The organism is Kribbella sp. NPDC049227, assembly GCF_043197265.1.
In the GTDB taxonomy this organism is placed as follows: Bacteria; Actinomycetota; Actinomycetes; order Propionibacteriales; family Kribbellaceae; genus Kribbella.
This window is the reverse complement of the sequence record NZ_JBICST010000008.1, coordinates 670,102-683,687: the sequence shown is the minus strand read 5'-3', so window position 1 is coordinate 683,687 and position 13,586 is coordinate 670,102. Positions and strand designations below refer to the sequence as shown.

Genomic DNA, 13,586 nt, shown 5'->3' with positions numbered 1-13,586 from the left:
GCCATGATCGGACTGGTCCTCGCCGCCGGCGCCGGCCGCCGCCTCCTGCCGCTGACAGACAAGTTGCCCAAGGCACTCGTCCCGATCGCGCCCGGCGTCACCGTGCTGGACCTGACGCTGGCCAACTACGCGGCGGTCGGCATCACCGAGATCGCGATCGTGGTCGGGTACGCCGCCGGCACCGTCGAGGCGCGGGTGAAGGACTTCGAGACGCGGTACGGCGTCCGCCTCGAACTCGTCCACAACGACAAGGGCGAGACCTGGAACAACGCGTACTCCCTGTGGTGCGCCCGCGATCACCTGCAGTACGGCGTCCTGCTGGCGAACGGCGACACCGTCCACCCGGCCTCGGTCCAGCAAGCCCTCCTCGACGCCCGCGGAGACGACCGCCGGATCATCCTTGCGCTCGACACCGAGAAACCCTTGGCCGACGAGGAAATGAAGGTCGTCTGCTCGGACACGACCGGCGTTCGACGCATCACCAAGCAGTTGGACCCGGCGACCGCCACCGGCGAGTACATCGGCCTCACGCTGATCGAGCCCACGGCCGCCGCCGACCTCACCACCGCCCTCGAGCAGACCTGGCGCCGCGACCCCCACCTCTACTACGAGGACGCGTACCAACTCCTGATCGACCAGGGGTTCCGCATCGACACGGTCGCCATCGGCCGCACCGACTGGGTCGAGATCGACAACCACGCCGACCTAGCCCGGGCCCGCGAGATCGTCCAGCGCGGGCCGACTACCCGGTGACGGTGGCCAACCAGAAGTAGGTCAGGTCCGTCCACGTGACGTCGGCCGGTGCCACGTCGGCGGTGAACTGCTCCGTGGTCGGGAAGTTCTTCAGTACGTCGTACGTACGCCCGTCCTCGAGCCGCCGAGTTTGGTAGGTGTCGCCGTCGGCAGTCGTCCGGCTGATCGGGTAGTTGCTGCCGGCGACATACTTGTTGTCGACCAGCACCACTCGCTCCGCGCGCCGCACGAGCGACTGCGCGAACCGAGCGGTGTCCTGGCGCAGTACATGCGACCAGAAGAACCCGGCGAACACCACGTCGTACTCGCCGGCGATCTCGTCCAGCCGGAACGCATCGGCAACCTGGAAGCTGACAGCCTCGGAGGAGTACGACCGGGCTCGCGCGATCGCCAGCGTCTCCTCGTTCAGGTCCGTCGCCACGATGGACCGCACCGATTCGGCCAGCACCTGGGTCCAGTAGCCAGTGCCGGCGGCGATCTCCAGGACTCGCTTCCCGGCGACCAGCGGCGGCAGCAGTTCCTTCAGCGTTGCCAGGTCCTGCTGCCGCTCGGGCTTGTCATAGACCGCGTCGTACTCCGCCGCGCGGTCCCGGTAGTAGTCCGCCAGCTCACTCATCGCCTTGACCTCCGTCAGTTCGAGGAGGTCCGGACGACCCAGACATGAGAACCTAGCAGCTAACTTCGCACTACCGCGGGGGTTTTCGGGCGGAGTAGGAAGGCACCGAGGTAGAGCAGGGCCGCGATGATCAGGAGGCCGTCGAAGCCGATGATCAGCGCCGCGTACTCGAGACAGCCGCCGAGCATGGCGCCGAGGAGGTTGGCACCGAACGACGCGGTGCCGTCCGCGGTGTCGGTGAAGCGCTTGGCGAAGATCACGTTCGCGGCGAAGATCGGCAGGAACGCGATCACCACGGCGACCAGTGCGCGCAAGCCCACCGGCATCGACAGCAGCCACTCGTCCGGGAACAGCCACGCCAGCACCAGCCCGCCGAACAGGACGACGTACATCACCTTCAAAGGCGGCGTCTTGAACCGTCTGGTGACTTCGACAGCGGCGAGTACGGCGACCAGTACTCCGGCGAACACGATCGCGTTCACCACCCACGTCGTACCGAACAGCAACGCGAAGCCCGTGATGCTCTTCGTCTCCAGCAACATGAACCCGGCGCCCAGCAGGAACAGGTCGGTGTACGGGCGCATCCGCCGGTACGACGATCCGCCGCCGGCGATCCCGACTCCGATCAGACCCGCGACCAGGACCAGCCCGAGCGTGATCAGGTACAGCGACGGGATGCGGTCGGTGAACAGGTAGAGGAACGGCCGGTTGTCGGTCGCGGGCGGCGGCGTGATCGCGCTCGGTCCGCCCCACTCACCGCTGCAGGTCTGGTCGGCCTCGGTCAGCCCGACCGTCACGACCGCCTGCTGCAGGTCGTCGCCGACCTTGTCCACGCAGGGTTTGTGCCCGAACGCCGACTGCGCGGTCGACGCGAGCCGGTCGATCAGCCAGGTCTCGCGGTAGTAGTTGTACATGGCGAACGCGCCACCTGGATTCAGGTGATCACGCGCGGACTCGAACGCCTGCTGGGTGAACAGGTAGCTCTCCAGCCGCAGCGAACTCGCGCCGTTCACCAGCGTCAGCGAGTCCGGCAGGGCCAGCAGGATCAGGTCGTACTTCTTGTCGGTCCGGGACAGGAACGCGCGACCGTCGTCGATGTGCGACGTCACCCGCGGGTCCTGGTACGGCCGGTCCGGGTGCAGCGCCTTGCCGAGGTCGCGGATCCGCGGGTCGATCTCGACCGCGTCCACGTGCGTCGCGCCCTTCTTCAGCGCGATCGCGACGTCCGAACCGGACCCGGCGCCGATGATCAGCACGTTCTTCGGCGTCTTGCCGACGTTCGCCCGCTCGTACGGCAGCCCGTACTGCGGCTCCCACTGCAACCGTGCGTCGGCCGGGATCGCCTGCTGGTGCGGCACGCCGTTCACCGTGATCGTCAGCAGCGGCACGTTCTGCCAGGTGAACGCCTTCGTCTGCACCTTGTAGTACGGCGACCAACTGTTCTCCGGTCGCGTGGACTCGTGGAACAGCACGCCGACCATCACGAGCAACGGCGCGAGCACCAGCGCACCACTCAGCCCGGCCGCGACGAGGCCGCGGCCGGTGGGAGCGGCGGACCGTGGCCGCGGGATCATCAGCGCGGCGAACATCACCGTGACGATCGCGCCCCACCAGATCGGCGGTGCGCCGAGGAACGACAGCCCGGTGAAGGCCGCGATCCCGACCAGGCTTCCGATCAGGTCGTACCGGTACGCCGTCAGTCGCGGCAACTCGGCGAAGCAGCGGCCGACGAGTTCGGCCGGACCGGCGAGCACGACCGCGGCGGCGACGAAGATGATCGGCAGGATCACCCACACCGGCGGGCCGGTGGTGTTCAGGCTGGTGAAGTAGATGACGCTGGACGACGTACCACGGTCGACGGTGACCGGCTTCCAGGCGATCACCAGGACCAGCAGGCCGAGCATCACCGGTGAGTAGTACGGCAGTCGCTTGGCCCGGCCGGACCGGAGGATGCCGATCCCGATGCCGAGGAACGACCCGAGCAGCACGAAGTTCGAGAAGTAGCTCAGATGCACCACGTTCGAGCCGGTCCAGCGGATCAGCGCGAGCTCGGTGAAGAGCATCAGCGCGCTGGACGCGACCAACCGGGTCCGGACCCCGAACGGGCTCGGCCAATTCGTCGTACTGACTCGGTCAGTGGAGGAGTCGACTGCCATGCGGGGCGACGTTACCTGATCGCAAGTGGTCTACGTCACCCCGCACGCTCAGCCTGCGCCTGTCAGTGCCGGCGGGACGGCTTCGGGAGCTCGCAGCCGGCCTTGTTCAGGTCGATGGTGCGGCTCGCGGTCAGACAGGTGTAGAGCCACCAGGTCTGCTGGCCGTACGCCGCGCCCTGGTCGACGGTGACGTTGCCGTCGGCGTCGACCTCGCACGGGTTGTTCACCGTGCACTGCTCGCCGTCCTCGTTGCCGGTGTTGTTGACCCCGATCACCTCACCGGTCGACGTGCTCACCACCGGCGATCCCGACGTACCGCCGATCGTCTCGCAGCCCGGCTGCTGGTACTTGATCGAGTTCTGCCAGGACCAGTCGCCCTCGCGCAACTGGGGGATGGTGGCCTGCACCGAGCAGGTGTAGATGCGCTTCCAGTACCCGGAGACGACCGCCATCCCCGCGCCGTTCGCCGGGCCCCGCTTGGCCAGCGTGAGCGGCGTGACGTTGAGCCGGCTCTGGATGGACGCGTAGGTCTCGTTCACCTCGTACACGATCATGTCGGTCTTGGTCATCGTGCCGAACAGGATCCGGCTGGCCCGGACCGTGCCGGCCCGGCTGGAGTCCGGCCGCAGCAGCGTGATCGAGCGGGTCGACGCACGGTTCACCAGCACCTGGCCCGGGTTCAGGAACCCGCCTTCGTAGCAGTGGCCGTTGGTGAGAACGAGCGCCTTGTCGGTGCCCACTGATTCGGCGTACCGGATCAGGGACGCGGAACAGTTGCTGAGTGCGGCGATCCCGGTGAAGTCAGCGCCAGGGGCCTGGACAGTGGTCTGCTGGGGAGCGGCCTCGAAGGCTTGGGCCGAACTGGTGCCGAGCAGGGCGATCGTGCCGGCCGCGGCGGCGGCCAGGAACGTACGGAACAGTTTCATGGGGGCGGTTTCCTGTCCTCACTGGATGGGTCTGGAGCTTTCGTAACCGATCCGCCCACCGACAACCATCACAACCGTGTGAAACCAGCCGACCACAGGGTGTCTGCAGGGGTTTTCCTGCGCTGTGTGAAGGGGCTGCTACTCTTCGTCTCCGGATCCGCCTCGGCTCGAACCATCACCGCGTCCGGCACGTCGTACCCAGTGGTGGTGGGGACGACAAGGTACGGTCGACTGCAGTATCGGCCCGCCGTGCCGCGTGAGATCAGAGAACGGAAGGACGTCATGCCGCAGGAGAAACCTGACCTGCGCAGTCTCAGCGAGCCGGTCCGGTTCAAGCGGGCGCTGGCCCTGGTCCTGATGACCCTGGTGCTGCCGGGGTCCGCGCAGATCGTGGCAGGCAGCAAGCGGGCCGGGCGGTACGCCTGGCGGGTCGTCGCCGGGCTGATCGCGATCGTCGTCTTCCTGATCCTGCTCGGCCTGGTCTGGCGCTCCGGCACGATCAACCTGCTGGCCCGTCCGGGCACCCTGCGGATCGTCCAGGTCCTGCTGATCGTGCTCGCGATCGGCTGGGCCGCACTGTTCGTCGACGCCTACCGGCTCGGCCAGCCGCTCACCCTCGAACGCAACCACCGGCTCACGACCAGCATCCTGGACGGGGTGATGGTCCTCGTGGTCGCGGGCGCGCTGATCTATGCGAGCACGATCGCCAACACCCAGCGTGATCTCGTCGCCAGCATCTTCGGCAACGGCCAGAAGTCGAAGGCCGAGCACGGCCGCTACAACGTGCTGCTGCTCGGCGGCGACTCCGGCGCGGACCGGATCGGCACCCGGCCGGACAGCATCACGCTGGCCAGCATCGACGCCGACACCGGCCGGACCGTCCTGATCGGCCTGCCGCGGAACCTGGCGAAGGTCCCGTTCCCGGCCGGTACGGCGATGGCCAAGCAGTTCCCGGACGGCTTCCAGTGGAAGAACTGCGGCGCCGAGTGCCTGATCAACGCCATCTACACCTACGCCTCCAACCACAAGGACCTGTTCCCCGGCGACCCGAATCCCGGTGTGACCGCGACCCGGCAGGCGGTCCAGGCGGTCACCGGGCTGAAGGTGAACTACTTCGTGCTGATCGACCTGGCCGGCTTCCGCGACCTGCTCGACGCGGTCGGCGGCATCACCCTCGACATCGGCAAGCGGGTCCCGATCGGCGGCGGCAGTTCGCCCATCAAGGGCTACATCGAGGCGGGCAAGGACCGGCATCTGGACGGCTACCACGCGCTGTGGTTCGCCCGGTCGCGGGCCGAGTCGTCGGACTACGAGCGGATGGCCCGGCAGAAGTGCGTGATGTCCGCAATGCTGAACCAGCTGTCACCGCAGACGGTGCTGACCAAGTTCCAGGGCATCGCCAAGGCCAGCAAACAAGTGGTCCAGACCGACATTCCGGCCGGCGAACTCGGCACTTTCACCGATCTCGCGCTGGACGCGAAGAAGCTCCCGGTGTCAAGCTTCTCCGCGGTCCCGCCGCTGATCCACACCGGTGACCCGGACTTCGAGCTGATCCGGACCAAGGTCGCCGAAGCCATCGGGAAGTCGGAAGCGCTGGACAAGGCGGGCTCGGGAGGAGACGGTAAGAAGCCGAGCACTCCGAGTAGTTCCACCAGCAAGCCGACCACCGGCACGACCAAGAAACCGAGCAAGACGAGCAGTCCGTCGAACTCACCGACCAAACCCGCCACCGGCGTCGACGACGTCGCTTCGATCTGTAAGGCCTGACCTGATATGCCGCTGTCCCACTGGCCGCCCGTGTCCGTCGTGATGCCCGTGCTGAACGAGGAACGTCACCTCGAAGAGGCGGTCGGCCGCGTCCTCGAGCAGGACTACCCCGGCGAGCTGGAAGTCGTACTCGCCATCGGTCCGAGCAAGGACCGGACCCAGGAGATCGCGGACAAGCTGGCCGACCGCGACCCGCGGATCAGCATCGTGCCGAACCCGACCGGGAAGACGCCGGCCGCGCTGAACGTCGGCATCGCGAACGCGCGGCACGACATCCTGGTCCGGGTCGACGGCCACGGCGCCCTCACCGACGGCTACATCACCCGCGCGGTCGAGGTCCTGGACGAGAGCGGCGCGGACAACGTCGGCGGCGTGATGGCCGCCGAGGGCCGGACGCCGACCGAGATGGCGGTCGCCTGTGCGTACCGGTCCCGGCTGGGGCTGGGCGCGTCGACGTTCCACCAGGGCGGCAAGGCCGGGCCGGCCGACACCGTCTACCTGGGCGTGTTCCGACGGGCCGCGCTGGAGCGGGTCGGCGGGTTCGACGAGACCATGCACCGGGCCCAGGACTGGGAGCTGAACTACCGGATCCGCAAGACCGGCGGCCTGATCTGGTTCACCCCGGACCTGTCCGTCACCTACCGGCCGCGCTCGTCGCTGTCGGCGGTGGCCAAGCAGTTCTTCCACACCGGCCAGTGGCGGCGCGAGGTGATCCGCCGGCACCCCGAGACCGCGAACAAGCGGTACCTGGCTCCCCCGATCGCGGTGATCCTGCTCGCGCTCGGCACCGTCCTCGGCATCATCGGCCTGGCCACCGGCAGCAGCTGGCTCGACCTGGGCTTCCTGGCCCCGCTCGGCTACGCGATCCTGCTGGTGGCCGGCTCGGCCGTCGAGGGCCGCTACCTGCCCTGGAAGGCCCTGCTCTGGATGCCGCTGGTCTGCGCAACCATGCACGTCTCCTGGGGCCTAGGCTTCCTCCTCGGCCTCCGCGAAAAGCCCAAGGCCGTCTGACGGGATATCCGGCCTTCCTGCTCGATTCTGTGATGGTCGTCCTGAGTGCGGATCGAGGGACGGATCGGGTCGGCAGTCGTGCAGTTCGGCAGGAGGTATCGACGCGATCCGCCCGGTCTCAGGCGTGAATTCGTCAGCGGCCCTGCTCCCTGGACCGACACCTCCTGTCGAGCCGTACACCGAACCCGTTTCCTGTCCTGGTGCACCGTCCCCCGTGTCGGGGATCGGTTCGTGGATCACGGTTGGCCAAAGGCGCCGAACCGCACCCGCATCCACGACTCGGCGCGCCTGCCTCCCGCCGAGCTGGCCCCGGCTGAACCCCAGGCTTTCCCGCAGGGCCTGCGCCTGCCCCGGCCGGCACCCCGCCATCCCCACGGGCATTTCAGGGGATAGCCCCGGAGGTTGTCCCTTGTCGCCCCGTATTTCGGGCAGAGGACGGGGCAGCTGAAGGGATATCCGCTCAAATGCGCGTGAGGCGGAGCCTCGGCGCGCCTGGCTGTCTGACCCGCAGGCCGGGGCCGGTGCAGGGTGGTGGAGTCAGGCTGAGGGGATGTCCCCTCAGGTTGTGGGTTCTCTCCTCGCACACGAGGGGAGAACCCGGCATTCGAGGGGTTATCGCCTCGGGGTGGGTGGGTGGGATTAACCCCGGGCGAATTTGGTGTAGGCGGCGACGACTTCTTCGGCGGTGCCGTCGAGGCGCAGTACGCCGCCGTCCAGCCAGATCGCGCGGTTACAGGTGTCGAGTACGACGTCGAGGCTGTGGCTGACCAGGAACACCGTGCCGGCCTGGTCGCGCAGCTCGCGGATCTTCCGTTCGGATCGGACCCGGAACTCGGCGTCCCCTGTGGCCAGGGCCTCGTCGACGAGCAGGATGTCGTGCGTCTTCGCCGACGCGATCGCGAACTTCAGCCGGGCCGCCATGCCGGACGAGTACGTCGACATCGGCAGGTCGATGAAGTCGCCGATCCCGGAGAACTCGACGATGTCGTCGTACCGCTGGTGGATCTCGGCCGCCGACATGCCCATCGCGAGACAGCCGAGTACGACGTTCCGGTCACCGGTCAGGTCGTTCATCATCGCCGCGTTGACGCCGAGCAGCGAGGGCCGCCCGCCGGTGTAGACGACACCGGCAGCGGGCGGCAGCAGCCCGGCGATCGCCCGCAGCAGCGTCGACTTGCCGGAGCCGTTGCGGCCGATGACGCCGATCGCATCGCCCTTGTAGGCAGTGAAGCTGACGTCCTTGACCGCATGCACCTCGCGGATCGTCGGCCGGTCCTGCCGCTTCAGGATCCGCCGGAACGCCGTCGCCGCCGTACCCTTGCCGCCCTGCCCGGCGATCACCTTGTAGATGATGTCCAGGTGGTCGGCGATCACTGTCGGTTCAGCCCCGGAGTCAGCCACGCCCATAGCGGTCCTCCGCACGCCAGAAGTACACCAGTCCGGCGGCCAGCATCACGAACGACCAGACGATCGCGATCTTCCACGCATTCGGCAACTGGTTCGCCTCGTGCTCCGCGAGCAGCGATCTCCGGAAGATGTCGATGTACGCCGAGATCGGGTTGAGCGCGAGCACCTTGACCACCCAGCTCGGCGCGTCCACCTCAGTGAGCTTGGCCGGCAGGGAGAAGAAGATCCCGGACGCGTACAGCCAGGTGCGGGTGACGAACGGTAGCAACTGACTGATGTCGGACACGAACGTGCCGACCCGGGCGCAGACCAGGGTGATCCCGATGTTGAACATGGTCTGCAGCAGCATGGCCGGCGCGACGAGCACCCAGCGCCAGGTGACTCCGTCGGTGAACCCGACGATCACGAACAGCAGGCCCAGCGAGACCAGCATCTGGTTCAGCTCGTTCACCACGTAGGCGAGCGGCAGGGTCGCGCGCGGGAAGTGCAGGGTGCGGATCAGCGACAGGTTCAGCGCCAGCGAGCGGGACCCCTCGGTCATGCAGCGCTGGGTGTAGGTGAAGACGAAGATCCCGCTGAGCAGGAACGCGACGTAGTTGTCGATCCCGTTCTTGGTGCCGAGGAGGACACCGAAGGCGAGGTAGTAGACGGCCGCATTGAGCAGCGGCGTCAGTACCTGCCAGAGGGACCCGAGGCGGGCCCCGGCGTACATGGCATAGGTGCGGGCTCGGGCATAGCTGAGGACGAACTGGCGACGGCTCCACAACTCCCGCAGGTAGGAGTTGAGCGGCGGGCGGATCGAGCTCTGGGAGAGTCCGTAGCGTTCGGCCAGTGCCGCCGGGTCGGTCGCCCCGGTCGGCTCTGCGGCGGTCGGCATGAGCGCCAATGTACTGCCTTCGGTGACACCGCCGTCACTGCGGTCGGCTCCAGGTCAGCCGATCAGACGCCGGCGGAGGCGGTCGAGATCGTCGTCGGTGAGACCACCGTGCCGCAGGTATGGCTCGGGTCCGCCGTACTTTTCGTCGAGATGACGCAGGATCGCGACCATCGACTCGGCCCGGGTGTCGCGGAACTCGATCAGTTCCGGATGCTGTGAGGTGTCCGGTTCGGCCGCAAGTTGCTCGGCCAGCAGTCCGGCCATCCGCTCCTGGGTGAGGAAGTAGTCGGCCACGATCTCGTCCTCGGGCACGCCGGCGATGCTCAGGGCCAGCGCGACCACCATGCCGGTCCGGTCCTTGCCGCCGTGGCAGTGCACGACGACCGCGCCGTCGGGCTCGTCCGCGATGGCCTTCACGGCGGCCGCGAACAGCTCCGGCCGCCGATCCAGCATCCACGTGCACGCCGCGACGATCGTCGGCTGCCCGTGATCCGGGTCGGCCGGATCCTGCAGCGACTGCGCGACCAGCAGCGGATCGCCGACGAACGGGCTCGGCGCGGCGGCCGCCTCGGCCTCGCCCCGCAGATCCAGGATCCGGCTGACACCGGAACGCCGTACCGCCTCGACTCCCTCGGCGGTGAGATAGTGCAAGCTGTCCGACCGGATCAGCACCCCTTCGCGAACCCTCGCGCCGTTCGCCGTCGGCAATCCACCCACATCCCGCACATTCCGGCACCCCGGCCAGTCAAGATCCATACGCCCCATCCAAACAGAAACCTTGCTTGTCAGCGGTCCTGGGGACGGTCGGGGTTGGGACCGGGGTGGTAGGGGGGTGGGGGTGGGAAGGTGTTGGTCTGGGGGCCGGGTGGCGGCGGGTAGTTGCCGGGGGCACCTGGTGGTTGCTGCGGCGGGTAGGTGTTCGGCGGGCGGTTGCGGCGGCGGTTGCGGACGGCGCCGATGGTGAGCAGGACGCCGCCGAGGACGAAGAAGATCAGGAACGAGCCGATGGCACCGAAGATCGACAGCACGAACGCCACGACCGAGGACTTCGGTCCGGCGGCGTACGTGGCTCCGGTCGTGTCGTCGGTGCAGGAGATGCTGTAGTCCCCCGCGGGGACGGTGTCCACCGACCGCGCGACGACGTACCATGTCTCGTCGTTGATCGTGATCTGCTCGGAGCCGGTCGGCGCCTTCAGCGGTACGTCGCCACCGGACGCGTCCTTCGCCTCGCACGGCGGATTGAGCACCGGGACGGACGAGTAGATCGTCAGCCCCTCCTCCTTCAGGTGGACCACGCCGCCCTCGACCGACTGCGGCGACTCCGGCACCGTCTCGACGATCCGCCAGACGAAGAACAAGGTCAGCAGGGTACCGATCGCGAAGCACGCGATCGCGATCCAGGTCAGCGTCTTCTTCGGCGCAGCCGGCTGCCCGGGATAAGTGCTCATGGCAGCACCGTAGCCGCTGGAGTGGTTCGCTACGGTACGCCGAGCAGCCTCAGGCCCGCCGCGGTCGCGGCAGCCGCCACGACGACCAGCACGAACGGCGCCTTGCGCCACGCCAGTACGCCACCGACCAGTACGCCGGCCGGACGCGCGACGCCGGCAGGCCCGTGGCCGTCCGTCAGGGCAGAGGTCGCGACCAAGGCGGTGAGCAGCACGATCGCCGCCGCGGCAAGGAACTGCTGGGCCCGCTCGGGCAGCTCGAACCGGCTGCGCATCACCGGCCCGGCGAACCGCAGCGAAAAGGTGCCCACAGCAAGGATTAGGATGCCGACCAGCACCAGGGGCGTGTTGGTCATCGCGATACCTCCAGCGCAGGCTTGCCCGCGCGGTAGAAGAGCAGCCCCGCCAATGCGAGCAACACAGGCAGACCGGCCGGCAGGAAGGGAGTCGCCGCCAACGCGAACACGACCCCGACCAAGGCCGCCGTACGCGTCGCGCGATCACGCAATGCGGGCAGAACAAGGGCCAGCAGCACCGCTGGGAACGCGGCGTCCAGCCCGAACACGTCGGTGTCTGTGATGACCGATCCCGCCGCACCGCCCACGACGACGCCGATGTTCCAGCACACGAAGATGCCGATCCCACCAGCCCAGTACGCCGCCCGCTTCTGCCGCAGATCGTCCTGGCCCATGGCGAACGCGACGTTCTCGTCCGTCATCAGGTGGCTGCCCGGCAAGCGCCGCCAGCCGCTACCGATCACGTCACTGACCGCAAGGCCGAAGGCAACGTGTCGGGTGTTCACCAGCAGTCCGGCGACCATCGCCGCGATCGGACTGCCGCCTGCCGCCACGATCCCGACGAACAGGAACTGCGACGCGCCGGCGAAGACGACCAGCGACAGCAGCACCGGAACCCACAACGGCAGCCCACCGCCGACGCTGATCGCGCCGTACGAGAGACCGACCACGCCGTCGGCCAGGCAGACCAGCCCGATGTCCCGGGCCAGTCCACGGTCGAGTGTTCGCCAGATCGAACGCATGAGCATTATGATGAACAACACGCCCTGCGTTCGTCAAGCCGAACAAGTAGACCGATGGAGCGAACACGGATGGACACCAAGGCACCGCTCGACGTGATCGCGGCCTCGCTGCGCCGGTACCGCGCGCGAGCCGGACTGTCGTTGACCGAGGTGGCCAAGCGGGCCGGGGTCGCGAAGTCCACGCTGTCCCAACTGGAGTCGGGGTCCGGCAATCCGAGCGTGGAGACGTTGTGGGCGCTGGCGGTCGCGTTGGACACGCCGTTCGCCACGTTGCTCGATCCGCCGCGGCCGAAGGTGCAGGTGATCCGCGCGGGCGAGGGGCCGGTCCTGTACTCCGATCAGGCCGAGTACAGCGCGACCCTGGTCGCGTCCTGCCCACCGAACGCCCGCCGCGACATCTACCGCATCGTCGCCTCCCCCGGCCCCGGCCGGAAGTCCGAGCCGCACATGCCCGGCGTGGTCGAGCACGTCGTCCTCAGCTCGGGCCGTGCCCTGGTGGGCCCGGCCGACGACCCGATCGAACTCACTCCCGGCGACTACCTCGCCTATCCCGGCGATCTCCCGCACGTCTTCCAGGCCCTCGAGGAGTCCACCGCCGTCCTCGTCTCCGAACACGTCTGACGCTTGCCCTGAGCAACGAAACGCCCGGAACCACTGTGGTTCCGGGCGTTTCGGCGTACTGCGAGGTGTCAGAGTTTGCGGCCGACGGCGCCGGCGATGCACTCCTCCACCTGGTTGAGCGGCTTGATGCGCGGTCCGTCCGGCCACCAGTCGTCACACAGGACCAGGCCCGGCGGGACGAGCTCCTGGCCGGGGAACAGTTCGAGAAGTTGCTCGCGGGTGCGGAACACCCCGCTGCCCATCGGGCTGTGGACGAACCTCTCCTCCATCTTCCGGGCGACCTCGGAGTGCTCCGGCGTTTGCGGATCGTAGAAGTGCGCGATCACCGTGTACGACCCCGGCACCACCGCGTCGACGTACTTCTGCATGATCTGCGGGCCGTCGTTGCCGATGTAGTGGTGCAGCGTGCCGTTCTGGATCACTGCGATCGGCTTGCTGAAGTCGAGGAACTCCCGCACTTCGTCCCGGCCGAGCACCTGGTCGGGGTCGAAGATGTCGGCGCTGACGAACAGCGTGTTCTCGTTCTCCTCCAGCAGCGCGCGGCCGTGCGCGAGCACCACCGGGTCGTTGTCGATGTAGAGAACCTTCGACTCCGGCCGCAACCGCTGCACCACCTGGTGCGTGTTCTCCGCGGTCGGCAGGCCGGAACCGCAGTCGAGGTACTGCGTGATGTTCGTCTGGCCGGCCAGGAAGCGGCACGCCCGGATCAGGAAGTTCCGGTTCGACCAGGCCAGGTCGTTGACCTGGGGCGCGACGGTGGCGACCTGCCGCAGCACCTCGCGGTCGATCTCGAAGTTGTCCTTGCCGTTCAGCGCGGCGTCGTACACCCGGGCGATGCTGGCCCTCGTGGTGTCCACACCCACCGGAATCGAACTGGGTGCGTTGGTGGCATCGGGCATCAGCAGGACCTCGCAAAATGATCGGGATGTCGGTGGGACGACTCTACTGACAGTAGGGGCCGGTGAACA

14 protein-coding genes are annotated in these 13,586 nt (G+C 67.9%); 4 read left to right on the top strand and 10 right to left on the bottom strand.

Annotation, left to right across the window (positions count from 1 at the left end; all coding sequences use genetic code 11):
• Window positions 1-3 precede the first annotated feature (3 nt).
• Window positions 4-753, top strand: a complete 750-nt coding sequence (locus tag ACGFH6_RS36430; protein ID WP_393393542.1) for a sugar phosphate nucleotidyltransferase — start codon at window positions 4-6, stop codon at window positions 751-753.
• Here ACGFH6_RS36430 and ACGFH6_RS36425 read toward each other — a convergent pair.
• The 3 genes from ACGFH6_RS36425 to ACGFH6_RS36415 all read right to left on the bottom strand — a co-directional run bounded on the left by ACGFH6_RS36425 (window position 743) and on the right by ACGFH6_RS36415 (window position 4,451).
• Window positions 743-1,369 carry a class I SAM-dependent methyltransferase gene (locus ACGFH6_RS36425; protein ID WP_393393539.1) on the bottom strand — a complete coding sequence of 209 codons (627 nt, stop codon included), beginning with the start codon at window positions 1,367-1,369 and terminating at the stop codon, window positions 743-745. The two genes, ACGFH6_RS36430 and ACGFH6_RS36425, sit on opposite strands and share 11 nt — an antisense overlap.
• Window positions 1,370-1,428: 59 nt before the next feature.
• Entirely contained in the window at window positions 1,429-3,525 is a 2,097-nt protein-coding gene (locus ACGFH6_RS36420; protein ID WP_393393536.1) for a spermidine synthase, read from the bottom strand.
• Between the two features lie 62 nt (window positions 3,526-3,587).
• Entirely contained in the window at window positions 3,588-4,451 is an 864-nt protein-coding gene (locus tag ACGFH6_RS36415) for a serine protease (RefSeq protein WP_393393533.1), read from the bottom strand.
• A gap of 282 nt (window positions 4,452-4,733) precedes the next feature.
• Here ACGFH6_RS36415 and ACGFH6_RS36410 point away from each other — a divergent pair, with 282 nt between their 5' ends.
• Together ACGFH6_RS36410 and ACGFH6_RS36405 are read left to right on the top strand one after the other, a co-directional pair.
• A complete protein-coding gene (locus ACGFH6_RS36410) occupies window positions 4,734-6,218 on the top strand; it encodes an LCP family protein (protein WP_393393530.1) in 1,485 nt (494 codons plus the stop codon).
• A 6-nt stretch (window positions 6,219-6,224) separates the two neighbouring features.
• The gene (locus ACGFH6_RS36405; protein ID WP_393393526.1) at window positions 6,225-7,229 is read left to right on the top strand and encodes a glycosyltransferase family 2 protein; all 1,005 of its coding nucleotides are present in this window, start codon (window positions 6,225-6,227) and stop codon (window positions 7,227-7,229) included.
• A gap of 639 nt (window positions 7,230-7,868) precedes the next feature.
• Here ACGFH6_RS36405 and ACGFH6_RS36400 read toward each other — a convergent pair.
• From ACGFH6_RS36400 to ACGFH6_RS36375, 6 genes are read right to left on the bottom strand one after another with little or no spacing between them, the layout of a single operon-like run.
• Window positions 7,869-8,630 carry an ABC transporter ATP-binding protein gene (locus tag ACGFH6_RS36400; RefSeq protein WP_393393523.1) on the bottom strand — a complete coding sequence of 254 codons (762 nt, stop codon included), beginning with the start codon at window positions 8,628-8,630 and terminating at the stop codon, window positions 7,869-7,871.
• Window positions 8,623-9,513 carry an ABC transporter permease gene (locus tag ACGFH6_RS36395; RefSeq protein WP_393393520.1) on the bottom strand — a complete coding sequence of 297 codons (891 nt, stop codon included), beginning with the start codon at window positions 9,511-9,513 and terminating at the stop codon, window positions 8,623-8,625. Before ACGFH6_RS36395 ends, ACGFH6_RS36400 begins: the two co-directional genes overlap by 8 nt.
• A gap of 54 nt (window positions 9,514-9,567) precedes the next feature.
• Window positions 9,568-10,269 (bottom strand): tyrosine-protein phosphatase, encoded by a 702-nt coding sequence (locus ACGFH6_RS36390; RefSeq protein ID WP_393393517.1) that lies wholly within the window; start codon window positions 10,267-10,269, stop codon window positions 9,568-9,570.
• Between the two features lie 29 nt (window positions 10,270-10,298).
• Complete coding sequence (locus tag ACGFH6_RS36385) at window positions 10,299-10,961, bottom strand: hypothetical protein (RefSeq protein ID WP_393393514.1); 663 nt, start codon at window positions 10,959-10,961, stop codon at window positions 10,299-10,301.
• 29 nt (window positions 10,962-10,990) lie between these two features.
• Window positions 10,991-11,314: an AzlD domain-containing protein gene (locus ACGFH6_RS36380; protein ID WP_393393511.1), complete on the bottom strand. Its 324-nt coding sequence runs from the start codon at window positions 11,312-11,314 to the stop codon at window positions 10,991-10,993.
• Window positions 11,311-11,997, bottom strand: coding sequence for an AzlC family ABC transporter permease (locus ACGFH6_RS36375; RefSeq protein ID WP_393393508.1), 687 nt, complete (start codon window positions 11,995-11,997; stop codon window positions 11,311-11,313). Before ACGFH6_RS36375 ends, ACGFH6_RS36380 begins: the two co-directional genes overlap by 4 nt.
• A 69-nt stretch (window positions 11,998-12,066) precedes the next feature.
• Here ACGFH6_RS36375 and ACGFH6_RS36370 point away from each other — a divergent pair, with 69 nt between their 5' ends.
• Entirely contained in the window at window positions 12,067-12,618 is a 552-nt protein-coding gene (locus ACGFH6_RS36370; RefSeq protein WP_393393505.1) for a helix-turn-helix domain-containing protein, read from the top strand.
• A 68-nt stretch (window positions 12,619-12,686) separates the two neighbouring features.
• Here the strand turns inward: ACGFH6_RS36370 and ACGFH6_RS36365 are convergent, their stop codons facing one another.
• Window positions 12,687-13,517 (bottom strand): SAM-dependent methyltransferase, encoded by an 831-nt coding sequence (locus ACGFH6_RS36365; protein ID WP_393393503.1) that lies wholly within the window; start codon window positions 13,515-13,517, stop codon window positions 12,687-12,689.
• Between the last annotated feature and the right edge of the window lie 69 nt (window positions 13,518-13,586).

Coding starts and splice junctions, on each gene's coding strand:
- ACGFH6_RS36395 (WP_393393520.1), bottom strand. CDS start 9,513: ATGCCGACCGCCGCAGAGCCGACCGGGGCGACCGACCCGGCGGCACTG.
- ACGFH6_RS36430 (WP_393393542.1), top strand. CDS start 4: ATGATCGGACTGGTCCTCGCCGCCGGCGCCGGCCGCCGCCTCCTGCCG.
- ACGFH6_RS36425 (WP_393393539.1), bottom strand. CDS start 1,369: ATGAGTGAGCTGGCGGACTACTACCGGGACCGCGCGGCGGAGTACGAC.
- ACGFH6_RS36410 (WP_393393530.1), top strand. CDS start 4,734: ATGCCGCAGGAGAAACCTGACCTGCGCAGTCTCAGCGAGCCGGTCCGG.
- ACGFH6_RS36415 (WP_393393533.1), bottom strand. CDS start 4,451: ATGAAACTGTTCCGTACGTTCCTGGCCGCCGCCGCGGCCGGCACGATC.
- ACGFH6_RS36380 (WP_393393511.1), bottom strand. CDS start 11,314: ATGACCAACACGCCCCTGGTGCTGGTCGGCATCCTAATCCTTGCTGTG.
- ACGFH6_RS36390 (WP_393393517.1), bottom strand. CDS start 10,269: ATGGATCTTGACTGGCCGGGGTGCCGGAATGTGCGGGATGTGGGTGGA.
- ACGFH6_RS36405 (WP_393393526.1), top strand. CDS start 6,225: ATGCCGCTGTCCCACTGGCCGCCCGTGTCCGTCGTGATGCCCGTGCTG.
- ACGFH6_RS36365 (WP_393393503.1), bottom strand. CDS start 13,517: ATGCCCGATGCCACCAACGCACCCAGTTCGATTCCGGTGGGTGTGGAC.
- ACGFH6_RS36385 (WP_393393514.1), bottom strand. CDS start 10,961: ATGAGCACTTATCCCGGGCAGCCGGCTGCGCCGAAGAAGACGCTGACC.
- ACGFH6_RS36370 (WP_393393505.1), top strand. CDS start 12,067: ATGGACACCAAGGCACCGCTCGACGTGATCGCGGCCTCGCTGCGCCGG.
- ACGFH6_RS36375 (WP_393393508.1), bottom strand. CDS start 11,997: ATGCGTTCGATCTGGCGAACACTCGACCGTGGACTGGCCCGGGACATC.
- ACGFH6_RS36420 (WP_393393536.1), bottom strand. CDS start 3,525: ATGGCAGTCGACTCCTCCACTGACCGAGTCAGTACGACGAATTGGCCG.